Origin of the sequence: Lentzea aerocolonigenes, from assembly GCF_000955955.1 — a bacterium.
In the GTDB taxonomy this organism is placed as follows: Bacteria; Actinomycetota; Actinomycetes; order Mycobacteriales; family Pseudonocardiaceae; genus Lentzea; species Lentzea aerocolonigenes_A.
This window is the reverse complement of the sequence record NZ_JYJG01000479.1, coordinates 1-14,983: the sequence shown is the minus strand read 5'-3', so window position 1 is coordinate 14,983 and position 14,983 is coordinate 1. Positions and strand designations below refer to the sequence as shown.

Annotated in this window: 14 protein-coding genes; 5 read left to right on the top strand and 9 right to left on the bottom strand. The window is 68.6% G+C overall.

The window, feature by feature from the left end; all coding sequences use genetic code 11:
* Window positions 1–22 precede the first annotated feature (22 nt).
* Both UK23_RS44200 and UK23_RS49490 read left to right on the top strand, forming a co-directional pair.
* A complete protein-coding gene (locus UK23_RS44200; protein ID WP_330770612.1) occupies window positions 23–667 on the top strand; it encodes a DUF4230 domain-containing protein in 645 nt (214 codons plus the stop codon).
* Between the two features lie 62 nt (window positions 668–729).
* The gene (locus UK23_RS49490; protein WP_052685588.1) at window positions 730–2,334 is read left to right on the top strand and encodes a serine/threonine-protein kinase; all 1,605 of its coding nucleotides are present in this window, start codon (window positions 730–732) and stop codon (window positions 2,332–2,334) included.
* Window positions 2,335–2,359: 25 nt separating this feature from the next.
* On the opposite strand, the gene UK23_RS44190 is transcribed toward UK23_RS49490, so the two are convergent.
* The 5 genes from UK23_RS44190 to UK23_RS44170 all read right to left on the bottom strand — a co-directional run bounded on the left by UK23_RS44190 (window position 2,360) and on the right by UK23_RS44170 (window position 8,974).
* Window positions 2,360–4,357 (bottom strand): transglutaminase domain-containing protein, encoded by a 1,998-nt coding sequence (locus UK23_RS44190; protein WP_045317820.1) that lies wholly within the window; start codon window positions 4,355–4,357, stop codon window positions 2,360–2,362.
* A gap of 394 nt (window positions 4,358–4,751) precedes the next feature.
* On the bottom strand, window positions 4,752–5,858 hold the full coding sequence (locus UK23_RS44185) for a DUF58 domain-containing protein (RefSeq protein WP_045317819.1): 1,107 nt from the start codon (window positions 5,856–5,858) through the stop codon (window positions 4,752–4,754).
* Window positions 5,855–6,820 carry an AAA family ATPase gene (locus UK23_RS44180; protein ID WP_045317818.1) on the bottom strand — a complete coding sequence of 322 codons (966 nt, stop codon included), beginning with the start codon at window positions 6,818–6,820 and terminating at the stop codon, window positions 5,855–5,857. The genes UK23_RS44185 and UK23_RS44180 overlap by 4 nt, the downstream gene beginning before the upstream one ends.
* On the bottom strand, window positions 6,817–8,274 hold the full coding sequence (locus UK23_RS52325; RefSeq protein ID WP_045317817.1) for a hypothetical protein: 1,458 nt from the start codon (window positions 8,272–8,274) through the stop codon (window positions 6,817–6,819). The genes UK23_RS44180 and UK23_RS52325 overlap by 4 nt, the downstream gene beginning before the upstream one ends.
* Window positions 8,255–8,974 carry a hypothetical protein gene (locus tag UK23_RS44170; protein WP_045317816.1) on the bottom strand — a complete coding sequence of 240 codons (720 nt, stop codon included), beginning with the start codon at window positions 8,972–8,974 and terminating at the stop codon, window positions 8,255–8,257. Before UK23_RS44170 ends, UK23_RS52325 begins: the two co-directional genes overlap by 20 nt.
* Window positions 8,975–9,159: 185 nt before the next feature.
* Here UK23_RS44170 and UK23_RS44165 point away from each other — a divergent pair, with 185 nt between their 5' ends.
* A complete protein-coding gene (locus UK23_RS44165) occupies window positions 9,160–9,816 on the top strand; it encodes a hypothetical protein (protein ID WP_045317815.1) in 657 nt (218 codons plus the stop codon).
* 178 nt (window positions 9,817–9,994) lie between these two features.
* Here the strand turns inward: UK23_RS44165 and UK23_RS44160 are convergent, their stop codons facing one another.
* Both UK23_RS44160 and UK23_RS44155 read right to left on the bottom strand, forming a co-directional pair.
* On the bottom strand, window positions 9,995–10,666 hold the full coding sequence (locus UK23_RS44160) for a fibronectin type III domain-containing protein (protein ID WP_082115467.1): 672 nt from the start codon (window positions 10,664–10,666) through the stop codon (window positions 9,995–9,997).
* Window positions 10,667–10,676: 10 nt separating this feature from the next.
* On the bottom strand, window positions 10,677–11,279 hold the full coding sequence (locus UK23_RS44155; protein WP_045317814.1) for a hypothetical protein: 603 nt from the start codon (window positions 11,277–11,279) through the stop codon (window positions 10,677–10,679).
* An 80-nt stretch (window positions 11,280–11,359) separates the two neighbouring features.
* Here UK23_RS44155 and UK23_RS44150 point away from each other — a divergent pair, with 80 nt between their 5' ends.
* Window positions 11,360–12,247, top strand: coding sequence for a LysR family transcriptional regulator (locus tag UK23_RS44150; protein WP_045317813.1), 888 nt, complete (start codon window positions 11,360–11,362; stop codon window positions 12,245–12,247).
* Here the strand turns inward: UK23_RS44150 and UK23_RS44145 are convergent.
* On the bottom strand, window positions 12,150–13,013 hold the full coding sequence (locus tag UK23_RS44145) for an EamA family transporter (protein WP_063778177.1): 864 nt from the start codon (window positions 13,011–13,013) through the stop codon (window positions 12,150–12,152). The genes UK23_RS44150 and UK23_RS44145 overlap by 98 nt on opposite strands.
* A 92-nt stretch (window positions 13,014–13,105) precedes the next feature.
* On the opposite strand from UK23_RS44145, the gene UK23_RS44140 reads away from it, so the two are divergent.
* The gene (locus UK23_RS44140) at window positions 13,106–14,014 is read left to right on the top strand and encodes an RluA family pseudouridine synthase (protein WP_045317812.1); all 909 of its coding nucleotides are present in this window, start codon (window positions 13,106–13,108) and stop codon (window positions 14,012–14,014) included.
* Here UK23_RS44140 and UK23_RS44135 read toward each other — a convergent pair.
* Window positions 14,009–14,902 (bottom strand): phosphotransferase, encoded by an 894-nt coding sequence (locus UK23_RS44135; protein WP_045317811.1) that lies wholly within the window; start codon window positions 14,900–14,902, stop codon window positions 14,009–14,011. The genes UK23_RS44140 and UK23_RS44135 overlap by 6 nt on opposite strands.
* Between the last annotated feature and the right edge of the window lie 81 nt (window positions 14,903–14,983).

The window sequence follows — 14,983 nt, the reverse complement described above, 5'->3', positions numbered from 1 at the left end:
TCGATTAGCCCATACAGCCCGTGTGAGCGCATCACCTCACGGGTACACCAACGCCGTGGACAGGCGCTGGGTGACGCGTGGAGCTCTGGTCGCGGCCTTCTTCATTCTCCTCGGCGCGGCGCTGTACGTGTTCGGGCAGTTCAAGCCCTTCGGTGACTCGTCGATCGACCGCAGCCAGCCCGCGATGCTCAAGTCGGTCCGGGACCTCAGCCAGTACCACGCGGCAGCAGGCGAGTTCCAGGTCGTGCTCGACATCGAGAACGACGTGAAGTGGGTACCCGCGGCACTCGCCGGCGAACGCACGCTGTTCGTCGCGGCCGGGTCGGTGAACGCCTACGTCGATCTCGGCTCGTTGAAGGACGACGGGCTGGTCCTGTCCCCTGACCGCAAAACGGTCGAAATCCGCCTGCCGAAGCCGCAGCTGGACAAACCGAACCTGCACCACGACCGGTCGTACATCTTCAGCCAGGAACGCGGGCTGATCAACGATCTCCAGGCGCTGGCGGGACCTCCCGACCAGCAACGGTTCTACCTCGCCGCCGAGGCCAAGCTCACGGAGGCCGCGCAGAAGTCCGAGCTGCTGAAGCGCGCGGAGGACAACACCCGCGTGATGCTCACCGGAATGCTGCAGTCGTTGGGATTCCAGGTGAAAGTGCTCACCGACTGAACCTTTCCCGCGGCGGCGGCGAACTTCCGGGTGAGCCTGTCGTCGCGGGTTAGGATCCGTTGGTGGAAGACGATCTGATGGCCTGGGCACCCGCTGCCGGTGCCGCGCCGGCACCCGAGGTCGCGTTGCCCGGCTACAGCGGATTCCGCGTGATCGCGCAGGGCGGCGAGGGCACGATCTACCGCGCCCGCCAGGACGGCCTGGGTCGCGACGTCGCCGTCAAGGTCCTGCAGGTGACCGATCCGGCGACGCTGGTCCGTTTCCGCCGCGAACTGGCCATCACCGTCGAGCTCGGCCGCCAGCACCCGCACATCGTCACCGTGCTCGACACGGGCACGCTGCCGGACGGCCGCCCGTGCATCGTCATGGAGTACTACGAACGCGGCTCGCTGCACGACCGGTTGCGCGCCATGGGCCCGTTGCCCGTGCCGGACGTGGTGTCCGCGGGCATCGCCGTCGCCGACGCGCTCGCGTTCGCCCACGGCCAGAGCATCCTGCACCGCGACGTGAAGCCGCAGAACGTCCTGGTGCTCCCTACTTCGTACGTGCTGGCCGACTTCGGCATCGCCCGCGGCGCCGACGCGGGCCACTCCGCGTCGCTGCAGATGGTCAGCTACCGCCACGCGGCCCCGCAGATGCTGGAGGGCGGCACCCCGTCGTTCGCCGACGACATCTGGTCGCTCGGCTCCACGCTCTTCACGCTGCTGGAGGGCAAGCCGCCGTTCGCCTCCGACAACCCGGACGAGGACACGCTCCTCTCCTACGTCGGCCGCGTGTCCCGCTCCGAACCCCGTTCGCTGACCCGGTTCGACGTACCCGCGGCGCTGGTCGCCGTGATCAACCGCTGCCTGCGCAAGGACCGCGCCGAACGCTTCGGTTCGGCTCTCGAACTCCGAGACGCCCTGATGGCCGTCAACGCGGCCACCTCCACCGCGCCCGCTGTGTCCATTGTGGACCCCGACTCGACGGCGATGCTGGGCGAACGCACGGTCTTCTTCCCGGAGGGCCCGACCGAGGCACCCGGTTTCGGCCCGCGCGGCTACGTCCCCGAACCGGAGCCGGAACCCGAACCCGAGCCGGAACCCGACAACTCCTGGCGAGGTCGGCTGGAGGACCTCACCTACCGCCGCCAGGACGTCATCGCGTCTCCTCCCCCGCCTCCTGTGGCCGTGCTGCCGTCGGTCGACCTCCCACCGGTCGAACCGATGACCGCCCCGGTCCGCAGGAGCAAGCGCGGCGGCGTCCTCGCGCTGCTCGCCGTGGTGGCCGTGACCGGCGGCGTCGTGGCGGGCATGCTCCTCAACCGCCCTGACGACAAGCGGTCCCAGCCCCCGGTGACCACCACGATCCCGGTCCCCACCACGGGCTCCACCGACGCGGGCCCGCCCCCGAACGCCGATCCGAAGTTCGTGCCGGTGCTCAAACGCGCCGAGTACCACGGCAAGGCGATCGAGCTGGAGTGGTCGGACCCGAGCGGCGGCAGGGCCCAGTTCGTGGTGATCGACGTGACGGGCCCGACGGGCGTCCCGCTGATGCAGGTGACGGGCGGCGCCACCAAGTACGTGGTCGAGGACGGTGGCGGGCAGCGCCGTTGCTTCCAGATCGCGGCGTTCGGCGACAACGGCGAACGCGGCAGCTCGGCGAAGGTCTGCGCCAACAAGAACTGAGACCGCTTCGTGCCTCCAGCCGTGCCTAGCGTCTGAACAACGGCCTCGGGTCGATCGCCCACACCACCTTGCGCCACCAGGAAGCCTTGCGCCGCACCGCTTTCCGCACCTGCCGGGCGAGTCGCCAGCTGTGCTCCACGCGCTCGGGCGCAGGCGCGAACGCGGCCTGGTCCACCAGCACCGCGAGCCGAGCCCCGGCCTCGCCCCACTCCCGCCCCACGTCCGGCACCGTCCGGTTCGCCCGCGGCCGCAGTCCCGCCAGCTGCAACGAGTCCAGCACCTCGTGCCACGCCCCGACCGGCCCGGCCGCCCGCAACCGCAGCCGCCTCGACGTCCGCGCCACGTACAGCACGAAGAGCAACAACACCGGCGCGAACACCCAGAACGGGAACCCGGCGGGCGCGGGCGGTGCAGCCTGAACGTCCGGCTTCACCGCGGTCGGCTGCACCAGCGGCGGCACCGAGGGCAACGACGTCGGCGTCGGCTTGGCCGTGGTGGACGCGAGCCTGTTCAGCACCTCGCGCTTCGAGGCCGCGCTGGGCCCGCTGCCGTTGCCGGACACCGGGTCGAACGCCACCCAGCCCCACCCGCTGAAGTAGACCTCTGGCCAGGCGGTGGCGTCCGCGGCCCGCACGATCCGCTCGCCGTTCTGCTCCGGCACCGGCTGGAACCCGACCACCACCCGCGTCGGCAACCCCACCGCCCGCGCCAGCACGGCGTAAGCCGAGGCGAACTGCTCAGCCGTCCCCGCCCCGGCCCCTGCCTCACCGGCGGCACCGAACAGGAACGTCTCCAGCCGCGCGTAAGACGACCCGACCGGCGCCTCGGCGTCCGGCCGCCGGTTCAGCCGCACGACCTGCTCCAGCGCCACCGCCTTCTCGTACGGGGTGCGGGCGTTCTGCGTAGCCTGCCGCGCGTACTCCGCCAGCGTGAACGGCAACCGCGGCAACGCCGTGTACCGCGTCGCGTCGGCAGGCACCGCAGCGGAAGCCAAGTCCGTGTCGGCGGGAGTCTCCAGCACCCCGCGAACCGTGTAGCTGAGCCCCGTCCTCAACCCTTCCGCCACGACCAGCGAGCCGGTGTCGGGATCCACCATGGCATCGCTCAGCGACACCGCCTGCGGCTTCCCCACCCCGGGCAGCCACTCGCCCTGCAACCCGGTGATCGTCAGATCGACGCTGGCGTCCTGGAACTTCCCACCAGTAGGAAGATCCGGCGCATCCACCACACCCAACGGCCCGTAGACCGACGCCGCCTCCCACGACGCGCCCGAGTACCGGCTCAACGTCACCAGCCGCACCGGCACCTCGGGCCCGCGCATCCGGAACAGCTCCGTGTCACCCGCCGCGGCCCACGCCGCGAGCTGCGGCAACGGGTTCGCGATCGCCACGTCGGTGACGGGCGGCGTGACGAGCTTGCGCGGCTCAAAACCGTTGGTGGGCAACACAAAAGCCACCAACGTCAGCGCCGCCAAAGCCACCGCCAGCACCGCGGGCGGCACCACGGGCCCACGCCGGTCGATGATCAGCCAGCCCAACGCCAGCAACACGACCAGGACCAGGGCGACCACGCCGTAGCGGTCAGAACGACCGGTCGTGAGCAATGCCGCCGACACGTACAGCACCGCCGCACCCAACGCAGGAACGAACAACGCCGTCCCCCGCTTGGTCACCGACAGCACCGTCCCGACCGAGACACCGATGATCAGCAACAACCCGGGCACCAGCAACTCAGGCGTCGCCGGAGCCGGCCGGGCAGCCGTGAGCAGCCGAGGCACGGTGTCCAGCAGCACCCAGGTCGGGTCACGATCAGGCGTCGCACCACGAGCAGCGAAGAACCCGCCCGCCATCGCCACGACCATGACAGCGAGAGCAGCCAACCCGGCGGGAACGATCCGCTTCAACAGCAGCGCGAGGAACCCGACGAGCGCAGCAAGTCCGAAGTAGACGAACGCCCCGTCCCACGCCCGCGCCAGCTGCAGCGCACCGACCACCAGGACAGCGGCAACCCAGGCGTACTTCATCCCGCCACCACCGAAACCGAGTGCACCAACGCAGATCTCACCGCGCCACCACCACGTCCCGCGAGCGCATCACGCCAACCGCCAGAACCGCGGTGCGCCAACGCCGACCTCATCGCACCGACACCAGGTTCCACGACCGCGACAGCCGAACCACCACCACCGCATGCACCAAGCGCCCGCGTCACCGTGCCACCACGACGTCCCGCAACCGCAACAGCCCAACTACCAAAACCGCGGTACGCCAACGCCGACTTCACCGCACCAACACCAGGTTCCACGACCGCAACAGCCCAGCGACCACAACCGCGTACACCAAGCGCCCGCGTCACTGCACCAACACCACGTCCCGCGACCGCCACAGCCCAGCCACCACCGCCTGCACCGAACGCCGCCTTCACCGCGCCACCACCGCGTTCCACGAGTCGACGAGGTCCTCCGCGCGACCACCGCTGATCACCAGCACCGAGCCTGCAGCGCTCACCGGCCGCTTCTCGTCCACCACCAGCACCGTGCCGAACGCAGCCCGCCCGGCCTCCAGCACCAGCGCGGGCACGGTCTTCCCGCTGATCACCGCCACCACGTCGAGGTCGCGCACCGGAACGGTCGGCCGACCGTCGACGTCCTGCAGCTCCAGGTCCGCCAATGCCGCCAGAATCGGCGCCGAGTCCTGCGTCTCCTCGAGATCGATGCCGCCGGACGACGTCAGCAGCCGCACCGGGTGCCCCTGCTCCAAGGCCGAGGTGATCAGCGAGGCCGCCACCTCCACGGCCTCCTCGAACCGTTGCGCCTCAAGATAAGAAGAAACGCTGTCGTCGAGCAGCACGGCCAGGTGCGGGCGGGCGGGGTCGGCGTCCTCGCGGATCATCAACGTGCCGGTGCGCGCGGAAGTCGCCCAGTGCAGCCGCCGCAGATCGTCACCCGGCACGTACTCCCGCAGGCCCACCAGGTCGGTGCCGCCACGTTCGACGCGTTCGTCAGCACCGACTTGGCCGCGCCGAGCACCGGACGGCAGGCCGCGCACGGGCAGCACCCTCGGCACCACCCGGACCTGCACGACCTCGCCCAGAACCGTGCGAGCCTGCGCCAGCCCGGCCAATCCCTTGCGCCGCAACGTCAACGGGCCCACGTCGAACACACCGCGCCGCTCAGTCGGGATCGCGTAGTCGACCGCCTCGACCACACCCGGCTTGAGCAAAGGCACATCCACCGACATGGCCGCCCCGGCCACCATGTCCACGGCGTCCAGCGCGACCGGCCATCGACCGACAGCCGACAGCTCCAGCCGCCCGTTGCACCGAGCCAGCCGAGGCACGGTACGCGGACGAACCGAACGCGACACGGTCAACGGCGAAGCAACCAGCACCGAGACCACCGACGCCACGACCAAAGCGGTCAGGGCAAGTCCGAAAGCGGCCATGCCCGCGTAGCGCCACCACAGCCCGACACCGAGCATCAACAGGCCCAGCACCACGACCCCGGTGCCGCGCAACGTGAGTCTCATTGCGCGGCAGGCTTGGGCACCGGCACGCGCGAGAGCACGTCGGCCAGCACCTCGGACGTCGTGACGCCCGCCAGCACGCTCTCCCGTGTCAGCACCAGCCGGTGGGCCAGCACCGGGTCCGCGATGTCCTGAACGTCCTGCGGCACCACGAAGTGCCGGCCCTTCGACGCCGCGTACACCTGCGCGCACCGCACCAGTGTCCGCAGACCACGAGTCGACGTGCCGAGCCGCAGCCGCTCATCCGATCGCGTGCCCACGCCCAAAGCCGAGATGTACTGCAGGATTGGATCGGCCACGTGCAGCAACGAAAGCCGCCCGCTGAACGCACTCACCTCACGCGGCGACGTCACCGTCCGCACGTCCGCGATCCGCCCGGCACCACTGCCAGGACGCAGCACGTCCAGCTCGTCCTCCACCGACGGATAGCCGATCGAGGTGCGCAGCATGAACCTGTCCAGCTGCGCCTCGGGCAACCGGTACGTGCCGTCGAGGTCGATCGGGTTCTGCGTCGCCACCACCAGGAACGGGTCCGGCACCGCGTGCCCGACACCGTCGATCGTGACGGTCCGCTCCTCCATGACCTCCAGCAACGCCGACTGCGTCTTGGCGGCGGCGCGGTTGATCTCGTCCGCCAGCACGATGTTCGCGAACACCGGGCCCGGCCTGAACCGGATCTGCCCCGTCTGCGGGTCGTAGACCGACGTGCCCGTGACGTCCGACGGCAGCAGGTCCGGCGTGAACTGCACACGCCGCGACACACCGCCCAACGCACCGGCCACCGCACGCGCCAGCGTCGTCTTTCCCGTGCCCGGCACGTCTTCCAGCAGCACGTGGCCGCCCGCGAACATCGCCACGAGCACCAGGTCGACCACGTCGCGCTTGCCGCGCACCGCGCTCTCGACGGCATCTCCGAGCCGGGTGTGCAGGTCGCGGAAGGCGGAAACCTCACCGGTGTCGATCACTTTTCCTCTTCTCTGCGTACACCGATGCGCAACAGGAACGCACACGCCAACAGCCCTAAACCGCCCGCACCCGCAGGCGCGGTCCCGGCAGGAGCCAGCCGCGGAATGCAGCCGGGCTTGCCCTGGCACTCGTCCAGGATGAAGTTCGCGTTCTTCGCCGCGGAGTCGACCTGACCACCGCCGGACGCCGCGTACGCGCGCACCACGATCGAGTTGATGCCCTCTTCCAGGTCGATCTGTGCGGTGGTGGCGGTGCAGGCGATGCCCACCGAGTAACCCTGCGTCTTGTTCACGACCTCACAGCGCCCGTTGTGGCTCGCCCAGTCCGCCGGTGGGGCCATGTTCACCGTGCGCCTCGACGCCATCCGGCCACCGGTGATCGAGCTGATCACCGCGGCGCCCGCGGTCGGCAACGACGGCGGGGGTGGAGGCGGCGTGGTGGTCGTGGTGGGCGGAGGGGTGTTCGGCGGCGGGGTGTTGGGAGGTGGCGTGTTCGGTGGCGGAGTGTTCGGTGGCGGTGTGTTGGGCGGCGGAGTGTTCGGCGCCGTCACCGTGAACGCGGCCATGCCCGACGCACCCGCCGTCGTGGCCGTCGACGCACGCACGGAAACGTCCAGCCGGCCGCTCGTGCAGAACGTCGAACCCGCACACGGCAACGACAGATCAGCCGACGTGCCGCCCGACTGGGCCGACACCGACCCACCGCTGAACGAACCGGAACCCGTCACGGTGTAGCCGACAACAGGCTCAGCCGACACAGCCGCCGTCCAGCTCACCGTCACGACAACCGCTGAAGAGGTGCGCGACTTCTCCCGCACCGTCACGCCGGCAGGAGCAGCGGGAGCACCGGGAGCGGGTGGCGCCGTCGAGGAAGGCATGCTCGGAGGCGTGTTCACCTCGGTCGTCGGCCCGTTGTTGCCGCCGGGATTGCGCGGCGGCTTCGTCGGCTCGTCCGGGTTCGGCGGCGGGGGCGGGGGCACCGACGGCGGCGGCGAGCGGTCCGGGTCCTTCACCGGCAGTTCGGGGCTGCGGATCGTCAACGACCGCGTCGCGCCATCGGTGTCGACCAGCACACCCGTCGACGAGCCCGGCACGTTCACGAACAACCGGCCGTCGTCGAACACCAGCTCGGGGTCGTTCCCACCGGACGTGCGCACGTCGTCGCCACCGCGACGGCCACCGCGGTCGAGGATGATGACCTTGCCGGATCCCTTGCACGGCACGTAGACCTTGTCGCGGAACACCGCGGGCCGGCCCGGCTTCGGACAGCCCAGCGCACCCACGTCGACGCGCATCACCTGCCCGTCGACCACGAGCACGACCACGGACGAGTCCGGCACCGACGCGGGCACGAGGTCCGTCGGCGCGCTCTGCGCCGCGATCACCTCGGAATCCGTGCGATCAGTGGACGACGACACGTCCGCACCGGTGCCGTCACGCACCGGTGCCGTCACGCACCACGACACCGCCGTCGAGACCGATCAGCGTGACGCCCTGGTCGTGCGGCACCAGCACCGTGCGCGGCCCGGCACCCGTGATCTGCCGCTGCGAGCGCTCCTGGAACCGCTCCTCGTCATCCGACCAGTCCAGCGACCGCAACGTGCCACCGTGATCGACCAGCCACAGCACACCGCGCTCGTCCACGACGGCGTCGGCAAGCGGTTGCCCGGCCTGCCACGTCTGCCCGACATCGGCCAGCGTCAGCGGATCCGCGGTGTGGATCGTGCCGGTCGCGCGGTCGACGACGAACACCATCCCGTTCGACACCAGCACCTTGCTCGACGCTCCGGGAGGCGCCTGCCGCCGGCCAGAGGCCAGCAACGTCGCGAGGTCGATCACGGTGATCTCGCCGGTCCGCCGGTTCAGGACGATCAGCCGGCCGTCCTCCTGCGCGATCTCCAGCTGCGAGTCGGGCCCGCTGATCTGCAACCGCGTCTGCGGCTTGCCCGACATCGGGTTGACCTGCACGACCTCACCGCGCTGGTCGTCGCCCAGCCAGGTGAGCCCGTCCGACACAGCCACCTGCGTGCGCGAGATGCCCTGCCCGAGCGCGGCGCCCGCGAGCACCAGAACACCCAGCAGTGCCGCGACGAAACTCGCCGATTCCCGCCCTCCACCGGAGATAATGCGTCTGATCCGGTGCCACCAAGCCATGCGCGCCTCCCTCGCCCGCCGGGGATGCTAACCCCCGGCTATGACAACTTCGGACGGTGCACGGTTCCCGGATCGCCCGGTCAGCCAGCTGGCGGACATCAAGGACTCTAATGACGGGGTCTGACAGTTTTGGAAAACGAATGGCGCTCCCCCAAAACGATCAACGCATAGGGCAGAGTGGACGTATGGAGATCCCCGGCATGGGTCTGGCCGGCAAGGCGCTCGGCTTCGCCATCAACACCGTCGTCGACACCACCGCGACCGTCGCCGCGGTCCCCGGTCGCGTGCTCGACCTGATCACCGAGGTCGAGCAGCTCGTCCGCAAGGTCAACGGCACGGTCGACGCGATCGACGGCATCATCAAGAAGGCCGACGAACTGGTCGACCGCACCACCCACGTCGTGTCGGACGCGGAGAAGGCCGGCGACGAGGTCCGCGCGATCACCGCGAGCGCCGGCGACATCACGGAACGGGCCGCGCAGGTCGTCACGACCGCCGGCCACACCGCGCACACGGCCAACGAGCTGATCGGCATCTACGAGCCGATCGCCAAGCAGGCCCAGCCGCTCGCGAAGCGGTTCGTCGAGGAACTGTCGCCGCACGAGGTCGAGGCCGCGATCAAGCTGGTCGACGAGCTGCCGGTGCTGACCGAGCACCTGACCAGCGACATCCTGCCGATCCTCGCGACGCTCGACCGGGTCGGTCCCGAGGTCCACCAGCTGCTGGAAGTCACCAGCGACATGCGCCAGGCGATCCTCGGCATCCCCGGTTTCGGGTTCATGCGCCGCCGCGGCGAGAAAAAAGAAGAGGAAGAAGGTGTGAAGGCGATCGAAAACGGGTAGCCCACCCGCATGACCGCCGACGCACGCGCTGACAACCTGACCTGGTGGCTGCTGAGCAGCACTTTCTGCCTGCTGGCCTTGATCGACCTCGGCCTCGCCGTCACGGAGAGAACCAACTGGCCCTACGCGCTCGCGGCGTTACTTCTCGCCGCGAGCGCGTGGAGTGCCAGACACGCCCTCAGGCCTTCCCCGTCGTCTGATGCGTCAGGTTCGACGCCGCTCCGAACCGGAAAGCCCGCACCCGATAGGTCGCGGTTTTCTCGTCTGGGAGTGTGATCACGCCGTACGAGGTCGTGTCCGGGTCGAGCTGCACGGCGACGCGGTAGTCCGCGGCACCGGCGGGCTTGACCTCGATGAGGTACCCGTCCTCGTCCGACGCCTGGTCCTCCCACGTGAACAGGATCCCGTTGGCGTGTTTGACCTCCGCCTTCAGATTCACCGCCGCTGCCTCCGGCGATGCCACCGGATGGGTGCCCTTGCCGTCCTTGCGCGGCGCAGTCCAGTCCGGCCCTTCGATCTCCGGTGTCTCGTCGCCAGGGGGCAACGTGACGTCCACAGTGGCCGATGACGGCCCGCTGAACGGCCGGACCCGGTAGTAGAACTGGGTTTCCGGAATCAGGTCCGGGTGCTTGAACGAGTTCCGCGCGGGTGGCGCGAACTCCAGCACCACGTACTCGCCGTCGGCAGCGTTCGCGTACTCGACGACCTGTCCCGCCGCTCCCGCCTCCGGACGCCAGTGCAGCGTCACGTCGGTCGGCGAGGTCAGCTCGGACGTCAGCGCAAGGTCCTGCTGTTCCTGGCCGCAGGCAGCCAGGAACAGCAGTCCCACCACAGAAATGCGCTTGATCACTTAGGTGCGGTCACTTGCGCCAGAACTTGATGTTGCTCCACACGACCGTCGCCGGACCCTGACCGCTCGCGGTCCGGTACGCGCCGAACTTGTCGTAGAAGTTCCCGCCGGAGCTCGACACCTCGTGCTTCTTCGAGCCGTTGATGTAGGTCCGGTGGGTGCTGCCGACGACGTGCACGGTGTTCACGCGCACGGTCGTGCCGACGGTCGCCCCGCTGGCGATCGTGTCGCCTCCGTGCACGGCGTACAACCGGCCGCCGCGTTCCACGGCGAGCATGAAGTACGGACCCGCGCCGGGGTCGTCCTTGAACGTCTGCTTGAGACTGACCCTGGTGCCTCCGAGACTCGTGATCCGGAAGCTGCCCTCGAACTGTCGCGTGCCGCCCGTGTAAGTGGCGTACCGGCGCTCGGCACGCTGGTCGCCGGAACCGGTCGAGCAGGTGAGCTGGAACGTGAGGTCGCTGGCCTTGCCGCAGCCGCGTTGCTGGACGCTGAACGACGGCGAGTAGCTGGTCCACGGACCGGATTCGACCTGAGCCTGTGCGGGCGAGCCCGACACGAGCAGACCGGTTGCCAGCGCGAACCCCGCGACGATGCGGAGTCGTTTGGACATACCGATACCTCCTCAAGACGTGCTGAGGACAGCACGTTTTCTCAGGGGGCGGTATCGGGAGCGTAGCCGATAATGATCTGATGTTCGACCTCCATCGTCTGCGACTGCTGCGCGAACTTTCCCAAAGAGGAACGCTCGCGGCCGTCGCCCAGGCGCTGAACTACAGCCCGTCGTCGGTGTCGCAGCAGCTGTCGTTGCTCGAAACAGAGGTCGGCGTGCCGTTGCTGGAACCGGTCGGCAGGCGTGTGAAGCTCACTCCGCAGGCCGAAATTCTGGTGCGGCACACCGAAGAAGTGCTGACCAGGCTGGAGCAGGCCGAGTCGGAGGTCGCCGCGTCGCTGCACGAGATCACCGGCACGTTGCGGGTCGCGACCTTCCAGACCGCGGCGCTCGCGTTGATCCCCGCGACGTTGGCACGCATGAGAGATGAGCATCCGTCGCTTCGGATCGAGTTCCAGGTCCTCGACCCCGCGGAAGCGCTTTCCGGCTTGAACGCCCGCGACTTCGACCTCGTGTTCCTGGAGGAGTGGCCGGATCAGCCGGAACCGCGGTTCTCCGGCCTGGAGTACCGGGAACTGTTCCGGGACCCGATCCGGCTGGCCGTCCCACGTGGACTGTCGGTGGACGAGGTCGGCTCATTCCCGTGGATCATGGAAACCGAGGGCATGCCGCAGCGGATCTTCAACGTGAACTGGTGCCGCCGCCACGGCTACGAGCCGGACGTGCGCTTCTCGTCGATCGACGTGCTCGTCAAGCTGCGGTTCGTGGAACGGGGACTCGCGGTCGCGCTGCTGCCCGATCTCGTCTGGTACGACCGCGAGGTCACCGTCGACCTGCACGAGCTCCCCGTTCCGCAGTCCCGGTTGTTGTTCACTGCGGCACGGGCAGGACGAGGTCAGCATCCTGCCGTGCAGGCGTTTCGCGACGCCTTGGCGCTTTCCGCAGAGCGGCTCCAACCCCCGCGGTGATCACCAATGCGATGGCGCACAACGAAATGACGCTCAGGTGCTGCCCCAAGATCGCCACACCGGCCAACGCGGCCGCCGCCGGTTCCAGTGCCAGCACGACGCCGAACGTGTTGGCCTGCAGCGTTTTCAGCGCCCGGATCTCCAGCGTGTACGGAATCGCGGACGCCAGCAGCGCCACCAACGTCCCGAGCACCAGGATTTTGGGCTCGAACAGCTTGGTTCCGGCCGTCGACAACCCGTACGGCAACGTGAGTGCCGCCGCGATCAAGCTAGCCCCCGCGAGCCCGCCGGTCCCGAGCCCAGCCGTCGCGAGCTTCCGTCCAGCCAGCACGTAACAGGCCCAGAACGCGGCCGCGAACAACGCCAGCACCACACCGATCATGTCCAGGTGCGCGCCCGTGTACTCACGAACTCCCAGGATGATCACGCCGGCCAGCGCGAGTCCGACCCACACGAAGTCCCTCGCCCGCCTGCTCAAGATCGCCGCGAGTCCCAACGGCCCCAGGAACTCGATCGTCACCGCCACGCCGAGCGGGATCCGGTCGAGCGCGAGGTAGAACGTGCCGTTCATGCCGGCCATCGTCATGCCGAGCACGACGGTCTCCTGGCGGAACTTCGGTTTCACGACCACGGCCAGCATGATCGCCGCGATGCCGAGCCTCAACGCCGTCGCGCCGGGCGCGCCGATCTGCCCGAACAGCTGACTCGCGAAGGCCGCGCCGAACTGCAGCGAGACGACCGAACCGAGGACCAGGAAGACTGCCATGCTCCCAGCCTCGTTCCCCGCCTCTCTTCAGTACAGCGAATCTTTCCGAGCGATATCGTTCGGTTTTCCCGACCGTTTAGACTGGTCGTGCAATGAGACGCAAACCTTCCTCTCCACTCCCCCAGCGCAACGGCCTGGACGCCGCGCGCCTCAAGCTGCCGCCAGAGGGCTCGTGGCTGCTGCTGCGCGAGCACCTCGTCGAACGCCTGCCACGGGTAGCTCCGGCGCGGATCGAGGAAATGCTGCTGGAGGAACGCATCTGGGGCGTCTCCGGACCGCTGGGCATCGACGCGCCGTTCATCCCGGACAGCTACATCTGGTTCCACCGCGATCTGCCCGTCGAGGTGCCCGTCCCGTTCGAGGTCGGCGTCGTCTACCAGGACGACGACATCGTGGTCGCCGACAAGCCGCACTTCCTGGCCACGATTCCGCGCGGTCAGCACATCATGCAGACCGCGCTGGTCAAGCTGCGCGACTCCCTCGGCCTGCCCGACCTCTCCCCCGCGCATCGCCTGGACCGGGTCACCGCCGGGCTCGTGATGTTCGTCGTCCGTCGCGAACTCCGCGGCAAATACCAGACGCTGTTCCGCGACCGCCTGGTTTCCAAGGAGTACGAGGCGATCGCGCCCTACTCACCGTCGTTGTCACTCCCGTGCGTGGTCCGTTCGCGGATCATCAAGGAGCGCGGCATCATCACCGCGTTCGAAGTGGACGGTCCACCGAACGCCGAGACCCACGTGTCCCTGGTGGAGCACCGGAACGGCTTGGGCCGCTATCACCTGAAGCCGTTGACCGGCCGCACCCACCAGCTGCGCCTGCACATGTCCGGCCTGGGTGTCCCGATCGTCAACGACGACTTCTACCCGATCCTGCAGGAACGTCCGCTGGACGACTTCTCCTCACCTCTGCAGCTGCTGGCCCGCACCTTGTCCTTTGTGGACCCGGTGTCCGGCGTCGATCGCTCGTTCACCTCTCGCCTGTCGTTGTCCGCCTGGTCATGACACGTGGGTGCGCCTCGTGTCGATCGGCTGCGGCTCCCACACCTTGCTCATCCGCTCGTGCAACCGGCGCGCCAACGCACTCATCTCCGGATGCGTCTCGGTGAACTCGGCGACCACCCGTGCCCGGAACATCAGCCGGCCGCGCGCTGTCGTGCTGTACCAGAACCAGTCCTCGTCGACGACCCTGGCGAGATGATCCGTGCCGTCGCGCTCGAAGCGCTGCACCAACGCGTTCCCCTCCACCAGCCACCGCACGCAGGCGTCTTCGAGCCCGCTCTTGGTTCCTCGTTCCTCGAAGTAGGCCTGTTCCGCCGCCTCTCGCAACTCCCTCGGCGTCTCCGAAACGGTCGCGCAGGTCGGAAATCCCATCCGCAGGTACACGAGTTCGCTGAGCCCATCGCCCAGTGACGCGCCCTCCAGGTCGATGAACCTGGCGCCTTGTTCCGAATACACGTCATTACCGGGGCACGGGTCGCCGTGCAGGAGGTCGAACTTCCCGGTGTCCTCGAAGACCAGTTCTTCCTCCGCCTTACCGATCTCCACATCCATGGCCCGGACGAACCTCAGAAACGGTTCCGGATCCGGAATCTCCTGACGCGGCAACTGGCCGTCATGCTCGGCCCCGGTGGCCATGTGCAGCCTGGCGAGTCCTCGGGCGTAGTCGATCACCCAGTCCTCCTCGGGCGGATCCGACCTCAGTCGTTCCAGCACCACCGTCTGGTCGTCCTGGTCGACGTCGAGGATGCGCGGGACCATGCCGGTGTGCTCAGCGAGTCGCAGGGCGGTGATCTCCCGGTCGAACGCTTCGCGGGTGCCGATCACCTGCTTGATGATCCGATCTCCATCTGCCCAGACGTTGGAACGCTGACTGCTCGCAAGTTTCCTCACATGACCATCCTCTTTATGTCGTCGAGTTACGTCAAGAGAGAGAAAACGCGCACGACACCTATGACACTTGGCCTGACCTGC

Excerpts from the sequence above, each read along its gene's own strand:
- UK23_RS44190 (WP_045317820.1), bottom strand. The coding sequence starts at position 4,357 with ATGAAGTACGCCTGGGTTGCCGCTGTCCTGGTGGTCGGTGCGCTGCAG.
- UK23_RS44185 (WP_045317819.1), bottom strand. The coding sequence starts at position 5,858 with ATGAGACTCACGTTGCGCGGCACCGGGGTCGTGGTGCTGGGCCTGTTG.
- UK23_RS44170 (WP_045317816.1), bottom strand. The coding sequence starts at position 8,974 with ATGGCTTGGTGGCACCGGATCAGACGCATTATCTCCGGTGGAGGGCGG.
- UK23_RS44165 (WP_045317815.1), top strand. The coding sequence starts at position 9,160 with ATGGAGATCCCCGGCATGGGTCTGGCCGGCAAGGCGCTCGGCTTCGCC.
- UK23_RS44155 (WP_045317814.1), bottom strand. The coding sequence starts at position 11,279 with ATGTCCAAACGACTCCGCATCGTCGCGGGGTTCGCGCTGGCAACCGGT.
- UK23_RS44150 (WP_045317813.1), top strand. The coding sequence starts at position 11,360 with ATGTTCGACCTCCATCGTCTGCGACTGCTGCGCGAACTTTCCCAAAGA.
- UK23_RS44145 (WP_063778177.1), bottom strand. The coding sequence starts at position 13,013 with ATGGCAGTCTTCCTGGTCCTCGGTTCGGTCGTCTCGCTGCAGTTCGGC.
- UK23_RS44140 (WP_045317812.1), top strand. The coding sequence starts at position 13,106 with ATGAGACGCAAACCTTCCTCTCCACTCCCCCAGCGCAACGGCCTGGAC.